Source organism: Streptomyces sp. NPDC014734, assembly GCF_043083325.1.
In the GTDB taxonomy this organism is placed as follows: domain Bacteria; phylum Actinomycetota; class Actinomycetes; order Streptomycetales; family Streptomycetaceae; genus Streptomyces.
The window spans coordinates 122,357-138,738 of the sequence record NZ_JBIBYN010000003.1 but is presented as its reverse complement, the minus strand read 5'-3'; the positions used below and the strand labels follow the sequence as shown (position 1 = coordinate 138,738).

The window sequence follows — 16,382 nt, the reverse complement described above, 5'->3', positions numbered from 1 at the left end:
ACTGCTGACGACCCGGGACGCCGTGGCCCCTACTTTGGAAACGTGACCGAGACCAAGACCCGAAGCCCCGAATTCAGGCTGGCCGCCAAGGTGTTGGGCGGCCTGCGACAGGACCTTCTCACCGATGCCTTCGCGTACCGCTCGCTGGGGCGGATACGGACCGACGGGCCGGTGATCGGAAAGCTGTCGAACCGGACGCGCCAGCGGATCGCCTGGACACCCCATGCGCTGGTCGGTGTGGCGGCGTTCTTCGTGGCCACCATCGGCATCAGCGCGTTGGACTCCCGCGACCTGCCTTTCGCGGTCGCTGCCGTCCTGACCGTACTGCTTCCGGCGGCCACGGTGCTGATGACCCTGGTCCGGCCGGTCGGCGCGTTCTGGGTGTCGCTGGCGCTCGCCCCGTTCGCGGCATTCGCCGGCAGCGACGCCTGGCCCTGGATCGACAGCACCTTCGCCTCCCACCTGGTGGTGCTGGTGGTCGTCGGGGCCCGGACCCGGCCCCGCACCGCCGCCTGGATGTGGGGGATCACCGTGCTGTTCGGCACGGTGATGGACAGCTTCGGTGTCGAGCGCCTCACGTCGACCACCGCTCCGCTCGCCGTCTTCTCCGCGTTCGCGCTGCTGGTGGTCGCCATGGTGCAGATCCGTCGTGACGCGGAGCGCGCGGTCACCGTGCAGCGCACCGTCACCGCCGTCGAACGCGACCGGCGCACCCTGCTGGAGGAACGAACCACCATCGCCCGGGAACTGCACGACGTGGTCGCCCACCACATGTCGGTCGTCGCGATCCAGGCCGAGGCCGCCCCCTACCGGGTGGAGAACCCGCCGCCCGAGCTGGAGCAGGCGTTCGTGACCATCCGGGAGAACGCGGTCGCCGCGCTCACCGAACTGCGCAGGGTGCTCGGCGTCGTACGGGCCGACGACCAGGAGGTTCCGGACGCTCCGCAGCCCACTCTCGCCCAGCTCGACGGGCTCCTCGCCAACGTGCGCGAGGCGGGCCTGGAAACCGAGAAGACGATCACGGGCGCGGTACGCGAGCTGCCGCAGGGAGTCGCACTGTCGGCATACCGGATCATCCAGGAAGCCCTCAGCAACACGCTGCGGCACGCACCGGGCGCCACCGCCAAGGTGGAGATCGGCTACGTGCTGGGCGGGATCGGGCTGCGCGTGGTGAACGGACCGCCGACCGCCCCGGTGAAGCCGTCGCCGGGAGCCGGCCACGGAATCACGGGCATGCGAGAGCGGGTCGTGATGCTGGACGGCACGATGACGGCCGGGGCCACCGACGAGGGCGGTTACGAGATCGCCGCGTTCCTCCCCGTCGACTTGCCCTCCGACTCTCCCTCCGACGGCGCATCCGTGTCCGGCACGGAAGAGAGCCGGGAGAAGCAACAGGCGCAGGAAACGCGTGAGGCACCCGGCGAGCCCGGGGCACCCGGCGAGCCCGGGGAGGGCGCGGCATACGACCTGAACAAGGTGACGCGGACGGCACGGATGGAACGGACGACATGGGCATGATCTCTGCATCCAGCGCATCCAGCGCATCCAGCGCATCCACTGTGTCTGCCGTATCCGGCGTATCCAGCGCGTCTGTCGTGTCCGGCGCATCCGCTGCCCCGTCCATCCGGGTGCTGATCGTCGACGATCAGATGATGGTCCGTGAGGGCTTCTCGGTCCTGCTCAACGCGATGCCGGGAATCGAAGTCGTCGGCGAGGCGGTCGACGGCCGGCAGGCCATCGCGCAGGTGGCCGCGCTGCGCCCGGACGTGGTGCTGATGGACATCCGGATGCCGGAACTCAACGGCATCGAGGCCACTCGCGAGATCGTCGCCGCCGACGCGGACGCCAAGGTGCTGGTGCTGACCACCTTCGACCTGGACGAGTACGTGTATCAGGCGCTGCGTGCCGGAGCGTCCGGCTTCCTCCTCAAGGACGCCTCCGCCCGGCAACTCGCGGAGGGCGTGCGAGTGGTGGCATCGGGTGAGGCACTGCTGGCCCCGACCGTCACCAAGCGGCTGATCAACGAATTCTCGAAGCTCGCCGAATCCCCCCGCCCGCCCGCCCTCGCCAAGGTCGGCGATCTCACGGAACGCGAGACGGAAGTGCTCGTCCTGATCGCCCAGGGCCGGTCGAACGCGGAGATCGCCTCGCACCTGGTGGTCGCCGAGTCCACGATCAAGACACATGTCAGTCGCATCCTGGTGAAGCTGGGGCTGCGCGACCGCACCCAGGCGGCCGTTTTCGCGTATGAGGCCCGGCTGGTCACGCCCTCCTGACCGTGGTTTCTGCCCTGCGGGGGCTTTCGGCCGACACGGATGGGTGGTCGGCGGCGGCCGGGCCGGTTAGCGTCCGCCTATGCACGAGTCCGCCCGTAGTTCCTCGCATTCCTTCGATCCCTGGTCCTCGGCGTTCGTGGCCGACCCCTATCCGGCCTACGCCGCGCTGCGGGCGGCGGGCCGGGCGCACTACTTCGAGCCCAGCAACCAATGGCTTGTCCCGCATCACGCCGATGTCTCCGCGCTGCTGCGCGACCGCCGCCTGGGCCGCACGTATCTGCACCGTTTCTCCCACGAGGAGTTCGGCCGTACCCCGCCACCCGCCGAGCACGAGCCCTTCCACACCCTCAACGGGCAGGGGCTCCTCGATCTGGAGGCCCCCGACCACACCCGGATCCGGCGACTGGTCTCCAAGGCGTTCACCCCGCGCACGGTCGAGGAACTGGCCCCGACGGTCCGGCGACTGGCCGCCGAACTTGTCGACTCGTTCGTCGAGGCGGGCGGTGGCGATCTGCTCACGGCGGTTGCCGAGCCGCTTCCCGTGGCCGTCATCGCCGAGATGCTCGGTATCCCGGAGTCCGACCGCGCCCCGCTGCGTCCCTGGTCGGCGGCGATCTGCGGGATGTACGAACTGAATCCGTCCGACGAGGTCGCCCGTGCCGCAGTTCGTGCCTCGCTCGACTTCTCCGCCTACCTGCGCGAACTGATAAAGGAGCGGCGCAGGAACCCCGGTACGGATCTGATCTCCGCGCTGATCGCCGCCCACGACGAGGGGGAACGTCTCAGCGAACAGGAGATGATCTCCACCTGTGTACTCCTGCTCAACGCGGGGCACGAGGCGACCGTCAACACCACCGTGAACGGTTGGTGGGCGTTGCTGCGTCACCCGGAACAACTGGCTGCCCTGCGCGCCGACCATGGGCTGCTGCCGACGGCGATCGAGGAGCTGATGCGGTACGACACCCCGCTCCAGATGTTCGAGCGCTGGGTCCTCGACGACATCGAGATCGACGGCACGATCATCCCGCGCGGATCCGAGGTGGCCCTGCTCTTCGGATCGGCCAACCGTGATCCGGCTCGCTTCGACGCTCCCGACACCCTGGACCTGGGGCGCCGTGAGAACCCGCACATCACCTTCGGCGCGGGCATCCACTACTGCCTGGGCGCTCCACTGGCCCGAGTGGAACTGATGGCGTCCTTCGGCGAGTTGCTGCGTCGTGCCCCGGACCTCCGGCTGGCGGCCGAACCGAAGTGGAACCCGGGTTACGTGATCAGGGGCCCGAAGGAACTTCTTGTCGAGTTGTGAGGGAACTCCTTGTCGGGTTGTGACAGGGAGATCGGAAAGCGAGAGAGGAAGGGAGGAGGGAAGGAGAAGAGGGAAGCGAAAAGGGAGAGATAGGGAGAGGGGAGGCCGAGGGGCCGAAGAAGCCGGGCTGAGATGCCGGGCCCGGAGGAGCCTGGGGAAGCCGGGCCCGGAGGAGCAGGGGTCAGGGACGGGAGCCCCGAGGGCTCAGCACTTCGGCCCGCAGTCCGACAGCGGACCGGCCAGCACATCGAACTCCACTCCGAATACGGCAAGGGCCGCCACGAACGATGTCGCGCCCAGGGCGGTCCGCCACTTTCCCCGGACGAGGGCGAAAAGGCCGATCCCGGCGGCGATGCCGCCGAGGAGCATGACCGGTAGCCCGAGCCGGAGCACGTTCCACTCGGTCTCTCCCTCGAAGCCGAAGATGCCTCGCCGACCGTAGGGGGCCCAGACCAGTATCCCGGCAATCCCACCGACGGCGGCGGCGAGGCAACCGACGGCCCCGCGTACGGCTTCGCTTCGGTTGTCCATGACCCAGGTGACGCGGGTGAGCCGGAAAAGGTTGCAGCCGAGATGTCCCGCCCCTCACGTCAGCCCCTCATGCCACCCCCCTCACATCAGCCCGTCACGTCAGCCCCTCGCGTCAGCTCCCCCTGTCAGCCCCCTCACGTCAGGACATCACGTCGTCGTAGTGCCGCCGTTCCGGCCCCCAACAGCGCCACCGTGACTGCCGTGAGGGCGAGCACCGGGCCCCACTCCATTCCGCTCCCTCCCGGGAGCTTCGGCAGATGCGTGAACGGAGACATGTCCATCACCGGTTGTGGCAGGTTGAGTGCGGGCCCGATCCACCCCAGCGCCAGGCATATCCCCGCCACCCCCCAGGAGGCGGCCGCGGCCTTCGGGAGTGCCCCGTACAGCAGGACCGCGACACCGCCCAGCAGCCAGATCGCCGGCAACTGGACCAGCGACGCGCCCACCACGGCCGGAAGCCGGTGCCCGTAGCCGACGGCCAGTCCGAGGCCGCCCACCACCATGATCAGGGCCGCTCCGCCGAACGCGATGACCAGGTGACCGGCCGCCCATCGCAGTCTCCCCACCCCGCACGCCAGCACGGGTTCGGCGTGCCCGGCGGTCTCCTCGCCGTGCAGCCGCAGTACGGACGCGACGATGTACAGCGCCGCGACCATCCCGAGCATGGAGATCATCGCCGCGAGGAACGCGTCGGTCAGCCCGGTCTGGCCACCCATTCGCTCGAAGATCTCCCGAGTTTGCGGGTTGTCGCCGACGAGATCCGCGGCCCCGTGGGTCAGCCCGCCGAAGACGACTCCGACCACGGCGAAGGACAGCGTCCACCCGGTCAGCGCACCTCGCTGGAGCCGCAGCGCGAGGCCGGACGCCGAGGAGATCCGCCCCTGCGCGGGCCCGGGCCGGGTGGCCAGGAAGCTCATGCCGACATCGCGTCGGCCTGCCAGGGCGTAGGCGAGGACGGCTTGGACCACGATCGCGGCCACCATGACGAGCAGTACCCACCAGCGCGTCTGCGCGTACGCGCGCACGTTCTCCGCCCAGCCGAGGGGGGAGAGCCACGTCAGAACGGATGAGCCGTCATCGGTCGCCGCGTCCCCCGCGGCCTTCAGGACGAACGCGCCACCGATCACCGTCGCCGTGAGGCCCTTCGCGAGCCGTGCGCTCTCGGTGAACTGTGCCGCCGTCGCGGCCGTGCAGGCGAAGAGCACACCCGTCCCCGCGACCGCCAGGGCGAGCGCCACCGCGCCCGTTCCCCCCGCACCGGAGCCGACCATGCCGACCGCGATGACCAGGGCCAGGGCGGTGTTGGTGAGCACCGCGACGAGCAGTGCGGCGGTCAGCGGTGCGCGGCGTCCCACCATGGCGGAGGAGAGCATCTCCTGACGGCCGGTCTCCTCCTCCTCGCGGGTGTGCCGTATGACGACGATGAGGCTCATCACGGCTGCCAGCGCACCGCCGAAGCAAGCCATCCGCCAGCTGACGAGCCCGCCGACCGAGTCGGCGAAGACCGGTCCGCACAGCGCCCGGACGGAACTGTTGCCGTTCATCGACGCGGCCAGCTCGGCGCGCCGGGCGGCGGTGTCGTACAGCGAGGCGATCGACGTCCCGACGGAGGAGAAGGATCCGCCGAGCGCGATCACCCAGATCGGGATCAGGAGCCGGTCGCGCCGCAGCGCGAGTCGCAGCAGCGTCCACGTGCCGGTGAGTTGTCCGGTTCTCGTTCCCGCCCCGGCCCGACGGCCCGCCCCGACCGGCGTCGTCATGGTGGTGGCGGTCATCGGGCCGTCACCCCCGCGCCCCGGTCGCCGTCCCGGCTTCCCTCCGTGCGCGCCGCGTCCGCGGGATGCGACGCGTAGTGACGGAGGAAGAGCTCCTCCAGCGTGGGCGGCGTGCTGGCGAGTGTTCGCACTCCCGCCGCGGAGAGCGACTTCAGCACCGCGTCCAGCTGATCCGTGTCGACCTGGAGCGTCACCCGCGGGCCCTGGACGGTGAGGTCGTGGACACCGGGCAGATGCCCCAGCCCCTCTGCCGGTCCGGCCAGCTCGGCGGTGATGTTCGTCCGGGTCAGATGGCGCATGTCCGCAAGGGAACCGGTCTGCACCGTCCGCCCCCGGCGGATGATGCTGACCCGGTCGCAGAGCGCCTCGACCTCGCTGAGAATGTGGCTGGACAGCAGGATCGTCCGTCCTCGCGCGCGCTCCTCGGCGACACAGTCCTGGAAGACCTCCTCCATCAGGGGATCGAGGCCGCTGGTCGGCTCGTCAAGGATCAGCAGATGCACGTCGGAGGCGAAGGCGGCGACGAGCGCGACCTTCTGACGGTTGCCCTTGGAGTACGTGCGCCCCTTCTTCGTCGGGTCGAGCTCGAACCGTTCGACGAGGTCGGCGCGTCTCGTCCGGTCGAGGCCGCCGCGCAGCCGTCCGTACAGGTCGATCACCTCGCCGCCCGACAGATTGCGCCACAGCGTGACGTCACCCGGGACGTACGCCAGCTTTCGGTGGAGTTCGACCGCGTCGTCCCACGGATCGCGGTCGAAGAGCCGGGCAGCGCCGGAGTCGGGCCGAAGCAGCCCCAGCAGCACCCGGATGGTGGTGGACTTCCCGGACCCGTTGGGGCCGAGAAAGCCATGAACCTCGCCGGTCTCGACCATGAGGTCCAGACCGTCCAATGCGCGCGTCCGGCCGAACGACTTGTGCAGCCCGGCCACCGTGATCGCCCTCGTCATGTTCTGAACGTACGTTACTTTCACAAATTTGTGAAGTTAAGGAAGCATATAAACTTGGGGTGAGGCGGAGTCGGGGAGCCGACGGAGAACCAGGGGAGACGATCGGACGATGACCAGCGGAACCGAACGGGGCGCGCACGTCGGACAGGGCCCGCGTGGCGGGCGGGACGCGGTGGCCGTGTCACGGTTCGTGGAGCGGTTCGCGTCCGACATGACCGAGGCGGGAATGCAGCGGATGGCGTCACGCGTCTTCGCCGCACTCCTCGCGGACGACGACGGGTCGATGACCTCCGCCGAGCTCGCCATGGCGTTGCAGATCAGCCCCGCCGCGGTGTCCGGCGCGGTCAACTACCTCACGCAGGTCAGCATGGTCGGCCGGGAACGCGAGCCGGGCTCGCGCCGTGACCGCTATCGCCTGCACGACGAGCTCTGGTACACCACTTTCGCCAACCGTGACCGGGTGCTGAGCCGCTGGGAGAGCACCCTCAAGGAGGGCGCCCGCACCCTGGGGGAGCACACTCCGGCCGGCGCCCGGCTGGCCGAGACGGCGGCGTTCTTCGAATTCGTGCAGTCGGAGGTGAGCGGCATGATGGACCGTTGGCGCGAGCACCGGAAGACCCTCGACCTGCCGGCCGTCGAGGAGCATCGGCGGCTCTGAGCTGTCGTGTCCCGTGCGTGTGGGTCTCGTACGTGCGTGTTCTTGTGCGTGCGGCCTCGTACGTCCGTGTCCCGTACGTTTGTGTCCCGTACGTTTGTGTCCCGTACGTTTGTGTCCCGTACGTTTGTGTCCCGTACGTTTGTGTCTCATACGTCCGTGTCTCGTGCGTGCGGGCCCTGTGCACGGTCCTTGAGCGTCCGGGCCGGACCGTAGCTCCGCCGTCGTCCCGGACGCTTACCGACGGTTCCCGGACGCCATCGATGCCGGTTGCCCGTGCCGGGCGCGCTACCGACCGGTCCCGGCCACCGGCAGCATCAGTCCCCAGGCGCCCGCCCGTACCGTCCACGTCCTCGTCCGTACCGGGCCGCCGACCTGTATGTCCGCCCGATAGCGGAAGTCGGCGCCCGAGACCGTGACCGCCTTCGCCTCCGCCGTGACCGGGGCGGCCGCAGGGGGCCGTATCACCACCTCCGCGAGGCCCTCGTCACCGCCCTGCGAGGTCACCGTCACGGATTCGACCGCGCGGTCCAGATCGTTCAACAGAACACCGTCCACCTCGACGCGCAGCCGGTGTGTGTGAGGTGCGTCGGGAGGCTTCGGCGGGGTCGGGTGGACCAGGGTGCGGACCAGCGAGCGGCAGGTGTCCCACACCGCTGTGACGCCGGTGGGGGCGGAGAACGCCGCGTCCTGCGGCAGCGCGCTCCGGTCCGGGATGTGCAGGGCGCCCAGCACGATGCCGTCGCTGTCGTCGACCAGCAGGTCCAGCATGCGCACCGCACCGTCCAGCGCGGTGCGCGCCGCCGCCACCGCGCCCCGGGGCACGCCGAGCGAATGCGCGAGTTCCAGGGCGGGGGCGGCACCGACCGGAATCAGCGACAGCGACTTCTCGGCAGGCGCCCGTTCCCGGTGCAGCAGGGCCACCGCCCGCCGCAGCGCGCGGTCGTCGCCGACCACCACCGGACGTCGGCCGCCCCGGCGGGACAGGGCCCGAGCGAACTCCTCGGGCCCTTCGGGCAGGCAGATCTTGGCATGCGAACCGGCGCTGAGAACGTCCTTCGCGATACGCACGGACTCGCCGTCGGTCCGGCGGGCCACCGGGTCGATGACCACCAGCAGCTGGTGCGAACCGTCGCCGGGGGGCTGGGCAGCCGACACCTCGGTCCTTCCTCGGGTAGCATCTTGGTGCAAGAGCCCCTTGCGCTATTGCGCCAGGGGCTTCGTCTATACCGGGGCAACCGGTTCGACGGTTCAGGCCTTGTCGTACATCGTCGTACGGCGTGTACGACGTTCACGTACGCCCCCTGACCTTGGACATGCCCCGCCCGGAAGGGGTGTACGCCTGTGCCCGCACTTGTGCTGCTCGGTGCTCAGTGGGGTGACGAGGGCAAGGGAAAGGCCACCGACTTGCTCGGTGGATCCGTGGACTATGTGGTGCGCTATCAGGGCGGCAACAATGCCGGCCACACGGTGGTCGTCGGTGACCAGAAGTACGCACTTCATCTCCTCCCCTCCGGAATCCTGTCGCCGGGGTGCACCCCGGTCATCGGGAACGGCGTCGTCGTCGACCCGGCGGTCCTGCTCTCCGAGCTGAGTGGGCTGAACGAGCGCGGCGTGGACACGTCCAAGCTGCTGATCAGCGGTAACGCCCATTTGATCACCCCGTACAACGTCACGATCGACAAGGTGACGGAACGGTTCCTCGGCAAGCGGAGGATCGGCACGACCGGCCGCGGTATCGGTCCGACGTACGCCGACAAGATCAACCGGGTGGGCATCCGGGTCCAGGACCTCTACGACGAGTCGATCCTGGAGCAGAAGGTCGACGCGGCCCTGGAGCAGAAGAACCAGCTCCTCGCCAAGGTCTTCAACCGGCGTGCCATCGAGTCCGGCAGGATCGTCGAGGAGATGCTCCAGTACGCGGAGCAGATCAAGCCGTACGTCGCCGATACGACGCTGATCCTGAACAACGCGATCGACGAGGGCAAGGTCGTCCTCTTCGAGGGCGGCCAGGGCACGCTGCTCGACGTCGACCACGGCACATATCCCTTCGTCACTTCCTCGAACCCGACGGCGGGCGGTGCCTGCACCGGTTCCGGCGTGGGCCCGACGAAGATCAGCCGGGTCATCGGCATCCTCAAGGCCTACACCACCCGCGTCGGCGCCGGTCCGTTCCCGACGGAGCTGTTCGACGAGGACGGCGAGGCGCTGCGCCGGATCGGCGGCGAGCGGGGTGTCACCACCGGTCGCGACCGTCGCTGCGGCTGGTTCGACGCGGTGATCGCGCGGTATGCGACCCGGGTCAACGGTCTCACCGACTTCTTCCTCACCAAGCTGGACGTGCTGACCGGCTGGGAGCAGATCCCGGTCTGCGTCGCGTACGAGATCGACGGCAAGCGCGTCGAGGAGCTCCCGTACAGCCAGACCGACTTCCACCACGCGAAGCCGGTCTACGAGATGCTGCCGGGCTGGTCGGAGGACATCACCAAGGCCAAGACCTTCTCCGACCTGCCGAAGAACGCGCAGGCGTACGTGAAGGCGCTGGAGGAGATGTCCGGCGCCCCGATCTCCGCGATCGGTGTCGGCCCCGGCCGCACCGAGACCATCGAGATCAACTCCTTCCTGTAGGGCGCGCGGAGTCTGCGGACCCGCGTAGTCGGCGGACCCGTGTAGTCCGCCGACTTGCGGGGGCGCGGACCTGTGGGCCCGTGGATCGGTGAGGTCGGCGGACTTGTAGGGCCCGTGGATCTGCAGGGCCTCGGGGCCTTTGGCGCGAGAGGGCCGGGACGATGTGTCCCGGCCCTCTCGCCTGTTCGGCCCTCCACGCATCCGGTCCTCCGTGCACGGATCTTCGTTCGTACCGGCTCGCCCGCCCACTCATTGGTCCGTACCTTGACAGGTCCAGACCAGTGGGGCTTGAGTGGCCGGACGACCCGATGGCCCGCCGACAGGCTCTGAGGTGTTCGGTGTGCCCTGCCGAAGGAGTGAGCAGCGCTGAAACGCATCAAGAGCCTTCTGACCGTACTGGGTGCCGTCGTCGCGGCGGCCGTGCTCCTGCCCGCCCCCGCCGCATCGGCCTCGGCTCCCGGGGCCGCCGTTTCCACCGCGGGGGAGGCCGCGCCGTGTGCTCCCGCGTGGAGTTCCTCGACCGCGTACGGGGCGGGTGGCGCCGTCTCGCACCACGGGCGCAACTGGACGGCCAAGTGGTGGACCCGGAACGAGAACCCGGGAGCCACCACCGTCTGGGCGGACCAGGGTGCCTGCACGGGTGGAGTCTCCGACTTCGTCGTCAGCGAGGCGCAGTTCGACCGGATCTTCCCGAACCGGAACCCCTTCTACACGTATCAGGGCCTGATCGACGCACTCCATGCCTACCCGCGGTTCGCGAACACCGGAACGCCGACCATGCGGGCCCAGGAGGTCGCCGCGTTCCTGACCCACGCGGATTTCGAATCGGTCGGACTGCAGTACGTGAAGGAGATCAACGAGGACAACTACTGGCGCAAGTGCGACTACAGCCAGCCCTACGGCTGTCCGGCGGGACAGCGTGCCTACTACGGCCGCGGCCCGATCATGTTCAGCTGGAACTTCAACTACAAGGCCGCCGGTGACGCCCTCGGCATCGACCTGCTCAACAATCCCTGGCTGGTCGAGCAGGACCCGTCCATCGCCTGGCAGACCGCCCTCTGGTACTGGAACACCCAGAACGGCCCCGGCACCATGACCTCGCACGACGCCATGGTCGGCGGCGCGGGCTTCGGCGAGACGATCCGCTCGCTGAACGGGGCCCTGGAGTGCGACGGCGGGAATCCGGCCTCGGTCGCGGCCCGGGTCGCCGGGTACGAGCGGATCACCGGCATCCTCGGCGCGGCACCGGGTTCGAGGCTGTCCTGCTGAATACCGTCGTTCCTTTCGCATGTCGGACGGTGGTCGGGGGAAGATCTCCCTCGGCCTTCGTCCGGCGCCACGCCCCGTGGACGGACGGGTGACCGAACTGCCGTCGGGATCAGCCCTGTTGAGAGCGGGTGTGGTGGTGCCGACGAGCTGCGGGGCGGTGCGGGGGAGCGGTCATTCGAAAGGCTTTCCGGGTTGGTCTAGACCTTGACAGGTACAGGCCGACGGAGCTTGAGTGGCCGTCAACCCCCAAGGCGACGCGCCGCCCGGCTCGGTGCGCCGCACCGAAGGAGTGATCGCGTGTTCCGACGTGTCATGGGCCTGCTCGCCGCGCTGGGTGCGGTCGTCGCCATGGTCGTTGCCCTTCCCGCCTCCACCGCCGCCGCGGCAGCCGACTGCGCGGCTGCCTGGAGTTCCTCGTCCGTCTACACAGGCGGCAATTCGGCTTCCTACAACGGGCACAACTGGACCGCCAAGTGGTGGACCCAGAACGAGACCCCCGGCAGTTCCGACGTCTGGGCCGACCAAGGCGCCTGTGGCGGGGGCGGCACCGACCCGGACCCGGGCAACCCGACCGGCTTCGTGGTCAGCGAGGCACAGTTCAACCAGATGTTCCCGAACCGGAATTCCTTCTACACCTACAGCGGACTCACCGCCGCGCTGAGCGCCTACCCGGGCTTTGCGAACACCGGAAGCGACACCGTCAAGCGCCAGGAGGCGGCGGCGTTCCTCGCCAACGTCAGCCACGAGACGGGCGGTCTGGTGTACGTGGTCGAGCAGAACACGTCCAACTACCCGCACTACTGCGACAGCAGCCAGCCCTACGGCTGCCCCGCCGGCCAGGCCGCGTACTACGGCCGCGGTCCGATCCAGCTGAGCTGGAACTTCAACTACAAGGCCGCCGGTGACGCCCTCGGCATCGACCTGCTGGGCAACCCGTACCTGGTCGAGCAGGACGCCTCGGTCGCCTGGAAGACCGGCCTCTGGTACTGGAACACCCAGAACGGCCCCGGCACCATGACCGCCCACGCCGCCATGGTCAACGGCGCCGGATTCGGTGAGACCATCCGTTCGATCAACGGCAGCCTGGAATGCAACGGCGGCAACCCCGCCCAGGTCCAGAGCCGTATCGATCGCTACAAGTCCTTTACGCAGATTCTCGGCACCACGCCCGGGGACAACCTGAGCTGCTGATTCGAGGGTTCGAGGGTTCGAGGATTCGAGGGTTCGAGGAGTTGAAGAGTCGGGGAGGCGCTGATCCGTTGATCCGCCGGTTCGTCGGGCCGCCGGTTCTTCGGGCCACCGGGCCGTAGGTCATCGACCTTCTAGTTCTCGATTCGCCCCTCGGCGGGGGGGGGGGGGGGGGGGGGGGGGGGGCCCCCCCCCCCCCCCCCCCCCCCCACCTGGCCGGGCCCCGCCGGAACGTCACCTCACCGCAGTGAAGTCCCGTGCCCCGATGAACTCGGGACGCCGGGCCGGCGCCGCGAACGGCTCCTGCGCGGCGTTCTCCACGCTGTTGAACACGATGAAGACGTTGCTGCGCGGGTACGGGGTGATGTTGTCGCCCGAGCCGTGCATGCAGTTGCAGTCGAACCAGGTCGCCGATCCCGCCGCGCCGGTGAAGAGCTTGATGCCGTGCCGGTCGGCCAGTCCCGTCAGCGCCTCGTCGGACGGGGTGCCCGCGTCCTGCATCTTCAGGGACTGCTTGTAGTTGTCCTCCGGGGTCTCGCCGGCGCAGCCGAGGAACGACGTGTGCGAACCGGGCATGATCATCAGCCCGCCGTTGGTGTCGTGGTTCTCGGTCAGCGCGATCGACACGGACACCGCCCGCATGTGCGGCAGGCCGTCCTCGGCGTGCCAGGTCTCGAAGTCCGAGTGCCAGTAGAAGCCCGAAGCGCCGAAGCCCGGCTTCACGTTGATCCGGGACTGGTGGACGTACACGTCGGAGCCGAGGATCTGACGGGCTCTGCCCACCAGCCGCTCGTCGGAGACCAGACGGGCGAAGACGTCGCTGATCCGGTGGACCTCGAAGACGGACCGGACCTTCTGCGACGACGGCTCGATGATCGAGCGCTCGTCGGCCCGCACCGCCGGATCACCGATCAGCCGGTCCAGTTCGGCCCGGTGGAGGGCCACCTCGTCGGGGGTGATCAGCTGGTCCACGGTGAGGAAGCCGTCGCGCTCGAAACCCTGGAGGTCCTCCGGGGCGACCGGCCCGGGGGCGCCGGGAGCGGACCAGACGACCGGGTCCCGGCGGGGGGTGATGACCTCGGCCGTGCCGCGCGTGGGGTAGAGGTCGACGCGAGCGTCGGTGGTCATGGCTCAGCCCTCCTCGGTCAGCAGCGGGTAGACACCGTTCTCGTCGTGTTCCTCGCGCCCGGTGACCGGGGGGTTGAAGACGCAGACGCAGCGGAAATCGGTCTTGGGGCGCATGGTGTGGTGCTCGTGGCCGTCCAGCAGGTACATCGTGCCGGGGGTGATCCAGTGCTTCTCCCCGGTCTCGTCGTTGGTGAGTTCGGCCTCGCCCTCGATGCACAGGACGGCCTCGATGTGGTTCGCGTACCACATCGACGTCTCGGTACCCGCGTACATCGTGGTCTCGTGGAGGGAGAAGCCCACCCTCTCCTTGGCGAGCACGATGCGCTTGCTCTCCCAGGTTCCGGAAGCGGCCTTCACATGCCGGTCGGTGTTCTCAATGTCGCTGAAGGATCGGACGATCACGGTGGGTCGGTTGCCTTTCTCTCTGCGGTGTTTCCCCGCGTCCCGCGCCGGCCCGGGCGAACGAGGCGGGTCCGGGACGGCGCGGGACGGGGGACGGGGACGTGCGCGGGGGCCGTGCGCGAGGGCGTCCCGACGGACGTCAGGCGGTCTCGCGAACCGCACGGGCCAGCGTGCGAAGGCCCTCGTCCAGTTCCTCGGGGGTGACGGTCAGCGGCGGCAGCAGCTTCACCACCTCGCTCCGGGGCCCCGAGGTCTCCACCAGGAGGCCCAGTTCGAAGGCGCGGGCGCAGACCGCCGCGGCGCGCGAGACGTCGGTGAACTCCATGCCCCAGACCAGGCCGCGGCCCCGGTACCGCGCCCCGAGCCGGATGTGCTCGTCGCAGATCGCGAGGAGCGCCTGTTCGACCTGCTCGCCCCGGGCCAGGGTCTGCCTCTCCATCTGGCCGTCCGCCCAGTAGGCGTCCAGCGCGGCGGCGGCCGTGACGAACGCCGGGTTGTTGCCGCGGAAGGTGCCGTTGTGCTCGCCCGGCCCCCAGACGTCCAGCTCCGGCCGGAACAGGCAGAGCGACATGGGCAGTCCGTAGCCGCTGATCGACTTGGACAGGGTGACGATGTCGGGTGTGATGCCCGCTTCCTCGAAGGAGAAGAACGACCCGGTGCGCCCGCATCCCATCTGGATGTCGTCGACGATCAGCAGCATGTCGCGGCGGCGGCACAGATCGGCCAGCGCCCGCAGCCATTCGGGGCGCGCCACGTTGATGCCGCCCTCGCCCTGTACCGTCTCGACGATCACGGCGGCGGGCTGGTTGAGACCGGACCCCTGGTCCGCCAGGAGCCGTTCGAACCAGAGGAAATCGGGCACCCGGCCGTCGAGGTAGTTGTCGAACGGCATCGGCGTGCCGTGCACCAGGGGGATTCCGGCCCCGGCCCGCTTGAAGGCGTTGCCGGTGACGGCCAGCGAGCCCAGCGACATGCCGTGGAAGGCGTTGGTGAACGAGACGATCGACTCGCGCCCCTTCACCTTGCGGGCCAGCTTCAGCGCCGCCTCGACCGCGTTGGTGCCGGTCGGGCCGGGAAACATCACCTTGTACGGGAGGTCGCGCGGGCGCAGCACGTTGTTCTGGAAGGACTCCAGGAAGGCGCGTTTCGCGGTGGTGGCCATGTCGAGGCCGTGGGTGATGCCGTCGCGTTCGATGTAGTCCAGCAGCGCGCGTTTGAGCACCGGGTTGTTGTGGCCGTAGTTGAGGGATCCCGCACCGGCGAAGAAGTCGAGGTAGGTGTGGCCGTCCTCGTCGGTCAGGCGGGCGCCCTGCGCGCGGTCGAACACGGCGGGCCAGCCGCGGCAGTAGCTCCGTACCTCCGACTCCAGGGTCTCGAAGACACTCAGCGCGGGCGGGGTGATGGTCACAGGGGTTCTCCTGCTTGAGGGGGTGTGGCGGGCGACGTGGTGCGTGCGGGGTAGGACGGGCCGGCCGGTCCGGGCATCGGCGCGTCCGCGACGTCCGGGCGCGGCGCCGGTGCGGAACCGGATGCCTCCCGCGGGGCGCCGGACGGGGACGGGTGCGGGCCGGTCAGGCGGGGAACGGACCTATGCGGTAAAGGACTTCGGGAAGATGCGTTTCCCCGGGGAACAGTTCGCCCCCGAAGAGCACCTCGCGCTCCAAGGCGACGGCGTGGCGCCGGGCGTAGGAGGTGAACAGCCGGTCCGACGCGGTGTTGTCCGGGGTGATGGTCGTCTCGACCGAGGCAAGACCCTGTTCCTCGGCGACCCGCGAGGTCAGCGCGTCCAGCAGCCTTCCGGCAAGTCCGGACCCCTGGTGGCCGCGGTCGACGGCCACCTGCCAGACGACCAGGGCCCGGGGGCGGTCCGGCCGGAGGTATCCCGTCACGAAGGCGACGGGCTCCCCGGTCTCGTCGCGGGCGACCACGGAGGTGGCCGCGAAGTCACGGCACCACAGCAGGTAGCTGTACGAGGAGTTGAGGTCCAGGACCTCGGAGTCGCGGGCGATGCGCCAGATCGCGGCCCCGTCCTCCACTCGTGGGATGTCGATGGTGATGAATTCGCTTCGGGCACGTGCAAAATCTGCTGGTGCGGCGGTCATGCAAATTGAATTTACCCAGCAAATCCTCAAATTGCATCGACGTGAGGGGTTGGGTGGAGTGTCTTTCTGTGTTATCACGCGGGTGCGTGCCCCGGCGCGACCGGCCATCGCTTTCACCCGTTTTGTTATCCCTTTATCCGGCATAACGGGCGTGATGTGGAGTCGGTCACAAGGT

15 protein-coding genes are annotated in these 16,382 nt (G+C 69.2%); 7 read left to right on the top strand and 8 right to left on the bottom strand.

All coding sequences use genetic code 11. From position 1 onward, the window contains the following. The first annotated feature begins 42 nt into the window (after positions 1 to 42). The 3 genes from ACF1CT_RS07135 to ACF1CT_RS07125 all read left to right on the top strand — a co-directional run bounded on the left by ACF1CT_RS07135 (position 43) and on the right by ACF1CT_RS07125 (position 3,582). On the top strand, positions 43 to 1,518 hold the full coding sequence (locus tag ACF1CT_RS07135) for a sensor histidine kinase (protein WP_391782752.1): 1,476 nt from the start codon (positions 43 to 45) through the stop codon (positions 1,516 to 1,518). A 77-nt stretch (positions 1,519 to 1,595) separates the two neighbouring features. Next, entirely contained in the window at positions 1,596 to 2,276 is a 681-nt protein-coding gene (locus tag ACF1CT_RS07130; protein ID WP_391782751.1) for a response regulator, read from the top strand. A gap of 79 nt (positions 2,277 to 2,355) precedes the next feature. Next, the gene (locus ACF1CT_RS07125) at positions 2,356 to 3,582 is read left to right on the top strand and encodes a cytochrome P450 (protein ID WP_391782750.1); all 1,227 of its coding nucleotides are present in this window, start codon (positions 2,356 to 2,358) and stop codon (positions 3,580 to 3,582) included. A gap of 204 nt (positions 3,583 to 3,786) precedes the next feature. Here ACF1CT_RS07125 and ACF1CT_RS07120 read toward each other — a convergent pair whose 3' ends face one another. From ACF1CT_RS07120 to ACF1CT_RS07110, 3 genes are all read right to left on the bottom strand, one after another. Next, positions 3,787 to 4,113 (bottom strand): hypothetical protein, encoded by a 327-nt coding sequence (locus ACF1CT_RS07120; protein ID WP_391782749.1) that lies wholly within the window; start codon positions 4,111 to 4,113, stop codon positions 3,787 to 3,789. A 134-nt stretch (positions 4,114 to 4,247) separates the two neighbouring features. After that, a complete protein-coding gene (locus ACF1CT_RS07115; protein WP_391782748.1) occupies positions 4,248 to 5,888 on the bottom strand; it encodes an ABC transporter permease in 1,641 nt (546 codons plus the stop codon). Further along, positions 5,885 to 6,835 (bottom strand): ATP-binding cassette domain-containing protein, encoded by a 951-nt coding sequence (locus tag ACF1CT_RS07110; RefSeq protein WP_391782747.1) that lies wholly within the window; start codon positions 6,833 to 6,835, stop codon positions 5,885 to 5,887. Before ACF1CT_RS07110 ends, ACF1CT_RS07115 begins: the two co-directional genes overlap by 4 nt. Positions 6,836 to 6,944: 109 nt before the next feature. On the opposite strand from ACF1CT_RS07110, the gene ACF1CT_RS07105 reads away from it, so the two are divergent. After that, positions 6,945 to 7,493: a GbsR/MarR family transcriptional regulator gene (locus tag ACF1CT_RS07105; RefSeq protein ID WP_391782746.1), complete on the top strand. Its 549-nt coding sequence runs from the start codon at positions 6,945 to 6,947 to the stop codon at positions 7,491 to 7,493. Between the two features lie 285 nt (positions 7,494 to 7,778). Here ACF1CT_RS07105 and ACF1CT_RS07100 read toward each other — a convergent pair whose 3' ends face one another. Then, positions 7,779 to 8,648, bottom strand: a complete 870-nt coding sequence (locus tag ACF1CT_RS07100; RefSeq protein WP_391782745.1) for a diacylglycerol kinase — start codon at positions 8,646 to 8,648, stop codon at positions 7,779 to 7,781. A gap of 186 nt (positions 8,649 to 8,834) precedes the next feature. Between ACF1CT_RS07100 and ACF1CT_RS07095 the strand changes: the two genes are divergently transcribed. From ACF1CT_RS07095 to ACF1CT_RS07085, 3 genes are all read left to right on the top strand, one after another. Next, on the top strand, positions 8,835 to 10,118 hold the full coding sequence (locus tag ACF1CT_RS07095; RefSeq protein WP_391782744.1) for an adenylosuccinate synthase: 1,284 nt from the start codon (positions 8,835 to 8,837) through the stop codon (positions 10,116 to 10,118). A 396-nt stretch (positions 10,119 to 10,514) separates the two neighbouring features. After that, positions 10,515 to 11,387, top strand: coding sequence for a glycoside hydrolase family 19 protein (locus tag ACF1CT_RS07090; RefSeq protein ID WP_391783057.1), 873 nt, complete (start codon positions 10,515 to 10,517; stop codon positions 11,385 to 11,387). Between the two features lie 297 nt (positions 11,388 to 11,684). Continuing rightward, positions 11,685 to 12,578 (top strand): glycoside hydrolase family 19 protein, encoded by an 894-nt coding sequence (locus ACF1CT_RS07085; protein WP_391782743.1) that lies wholly within the window; start codon positions 11,685 to 11,687, stop codon positions 12,576 to 12,578. 231 nt (positions 12,579 to 12,809) lie between these two features. Here ACF1CT_RS07085 and thpD read toward each other — a convergent pair whose 3' ends face one another. From thpD to ectA, 4 genes are all read right to left on the bottom strand, one after another. Continuing rightward, positions 12,810 to 13,703 (bottom strand): ectoine hydroxylase, encoded by an 894-nt coding sequence (gene thpD / locus ACF1CT_RS07080; RefSeq protein ID WP_391782742.1) that lies wholly within the window; start codon positions 13,701 to 13,703, stop codon positions 12,810 to 12,812. 3 nt (positions 13,704 to 13,706) lie between these two features. Next, positions 13,707 to 14,105 (bottom strand): ectoine synthase, encoded by a 399-nt coding sequence (locus tag ACF1CT_RS07075; RefSeq protein WP_391782741.1) that lies wholly within the window; start codon positions 14,103 to 14,105, stop codon positions 13,707 to 13,709. Between the two features lie 139 nt (positions 14,106 to 14,244). Further along, complete coding sequence (gene ectB, locus ACF1CT_RS07070; protein ID WP_391782740.1) at positions 14,245 to 15,513, bottom strand: diaminobutyrate--2-oxoglutarate transaminase; 1,269 nt, start codon at positions 15,511 to 15,513, stop codon at positions 14,245 to 14,247. A gap of 163 nt (positions 15,514 to 15,676) precedes the next feature. After that, a complete protein-coding gene (ectA, locus tag ACF1CT_RS07065) occupies positions 15,677 to 16,141 on the bottom strand; it encodes a diaminobutyrate acetyltransferase (RefSeq protein ID WP_391783056.1) in 465 nt (154 codons plus the stop codon). Positions 16,142 to 16,382 lie beyond the last annotated feature (241 nt).

What these genes read in the sequence shown, in the direction of transcription:
- ACF1CT_RS07105 (WP_391782746.1), top strand. Translation starts at nt 6,945, where the DNA reads ATGACCAGCGGAACCGAACGGGGCGCGCACGTCGGACAGGGCCCGCGT.
- thpD (WP_391782742.1), bottom strand. Translation starts at nt 13,703, where the DNA reads ATGACCACCGACGCTCGCGTCGACCTCTACCCCACGCGCGGCACGGCC.
- ACF1CT_RS07115 (WP_391782748.1), bottom strand. Translation starts at nt 5,888, where the DNA reads ATGACCGCCACCACCATGACGACGCCGGTCGGGGCGGGCCGTCGGGCC.
- ACF1CT_RS07120 (WP_391782749.1), bottom strand. Translation starts at nt 4,113, where the DNA reads ATGGACAACCGAAGCGAAGCCGTACGCGGGGCCGTCGGTTGCCTCGCC.
- ACF1CT_RS07125 (WP_391782750.1), top strand. Translation starts at nt 2,356, where the DNA reads ATGCACGAGTCCGCCCGTAGTTCCTCGCATTCCTTCGATCCCTGGTCC.
- ACF1CT_RS07110 (WP_391782747.1), bottom strand. Translation starts at nt 6,835, where the DNA reads ATGACGAGGGCGATCACGGTGGCCGGGCTGCACAAGTCGTTCGGCCGG.